General features: G+C 66.4%; 2 protein-coding genes. One reads left to right on the top strand and one right to left on the bottom strand.

Annotated features, from left to right (window positions below; genetic code table 11):
• On the bottom strand, positions 1 to 1,083 hold a 1,083-nt coding region (locus EN749_RS35715; protein WP_128364925.1), incomplete at its 3' end, for a hydroxymethylglutaryl-CoA reductase, degradative.
• A gap of 142 nt (positions 1,084 to 1,225) precedes the next feature.
• Here EN749_RS35715 and EN749_RS35710 point away from each other — a divergent pair.
• Positions 1,226 to 1,438: winged helix-turn-helix domain-containing protein (locus EN749_RS35710; RefSeq protein WP_145991178.1), on the top strand; the 213-nt coding region annotated here is incomplete at its 3' end.

The following is a 1,438-nucleotide window of genomic DNA, read 5'->3' as shown; positions in this document are numbered from 1 at the left end:
CTCTTGCGCCGTGGTCACGCCGAGGAGTTTCAGCGCTGCGCGAGCGGCCGGGTGCGTCTTGGTGGCGCCGCCGACCATGCCCAGCGCCATCGGCATTTCCAGCGTCCCCACGAGGTTTCCGGCGGCGTCGGTCTCCCAGCGGCTCAACGACGTATAACGGCCGCCGCGCGCCGCCCAGGCGTGGGCGCCGGCCTCGATCGCCCGCCAGTCGTTGCCTGTCGCGACGACGACTGGATCGATGCCGTTCATGATGCCCTTATTGTGCGTGGCCGCGCGGTAAGGATCGACGATCGCCAGCGAACAGGCCTCGACGATGCCGGCAACGATACGCTCGCCGGTGAACTCCTTCGTCGCCAGTGCCTTCGGCGTCAGCCGCACCCGCGCCCGCGCCAGCCTGAGGTCGGCCAGGTTGGAGAGGATGCGCAGCCGGACGGTGCCGCCCGAAATGCGCTCGATCATCGGTGCGACTGCCTCGGCCATGGTATTGACCGTGTTGGCGCCCATCGCGTCGCGCACGTCGACGAGCAGATGCAGCACCACCATCGGTCCGACTTGCGTCTCCTCGAACACCTGCACTTCGATCTCGCGGCAGCCGCCGCCGAGGCCGATCAGCACCCGGTCCTTCTCGTTGGCGGCGGCGATGATCTGGTCGCGGGCCGACAGCAGCCTGGCGCGTGCGCCGTGCGGATCGGACAGACCGAGTATCTGCACCTGTGCCCGCATGATCGGTGCGGTGCTCGATGTCTCGAAGCCGCCGCAACCGCGGGCGATGCGCGCCATGTAGGAGGCGGCGGCGACCACCGACGGCTCTTCCACCGCCATCGGGATGAGGTAATCGCGACCGTTGATGGTGAAGTTGGTGGCGACGCCGAGCGGAATCTCGAAGGTGCCGACCACATTCTCGATCATGCCGTTGGCGAGATCGAGCGGCAGGACGCCGCCGCGCAAGGCATCGCGATCCGCCTGCCCAAGACGAGCGGCGTCGCCGACCGTCGCCAGGCGATCGGCCGGCGACAGGTCGCGGAATTTCTCGATGCGGGAATTCAGCCGCGGCTCGACACCGCTGTCCTGGGCAGCCCCCATCACGATCGCCTCCCTGCGAATGCTTGTCGTTGAGGCAGCTATCGTTTAACTGATACCATCTATCAAGGTACAGCTACAGGAAACAGCGACAAACTGTACCAGTCGATATCAGGGCACGCAGCCCATCGGAGGATGTTCTGGGATGACGCGCGCCGAGACCGTGGCGGCAGAGATCAGAAGGCGCATCGAGACCGGCTCGATTACCGTCGGCGCCAAGCTTCCGTCGATACGCAAGGCCGCCGAGCAATTTGACGTTTCCAAGAACACCATCGTCGATGCCTATGACCGGCTGGTATCCGCGGGCATCGCGTTTTCGCGGCCCGGCGCCGGCTTCATGGTCGCCGAGCGTCGCCGG

It is taken from the genome of Mesorhizobium sp. M7A.F.Ca.ET.027.02.1.1 (assembly GCF_004022985.1).
Lineage (GTDB): Bacteria > Pseudomonadota > Alphaproteobacteria > Rhizobiales > Rhizobiaceae > Mesorhizobium.
The sequence above is the reverse complement of the archived record's forward strand: the minus strand, read 5'-3'. Positions and strand labels throughout refer to the sequence as shown.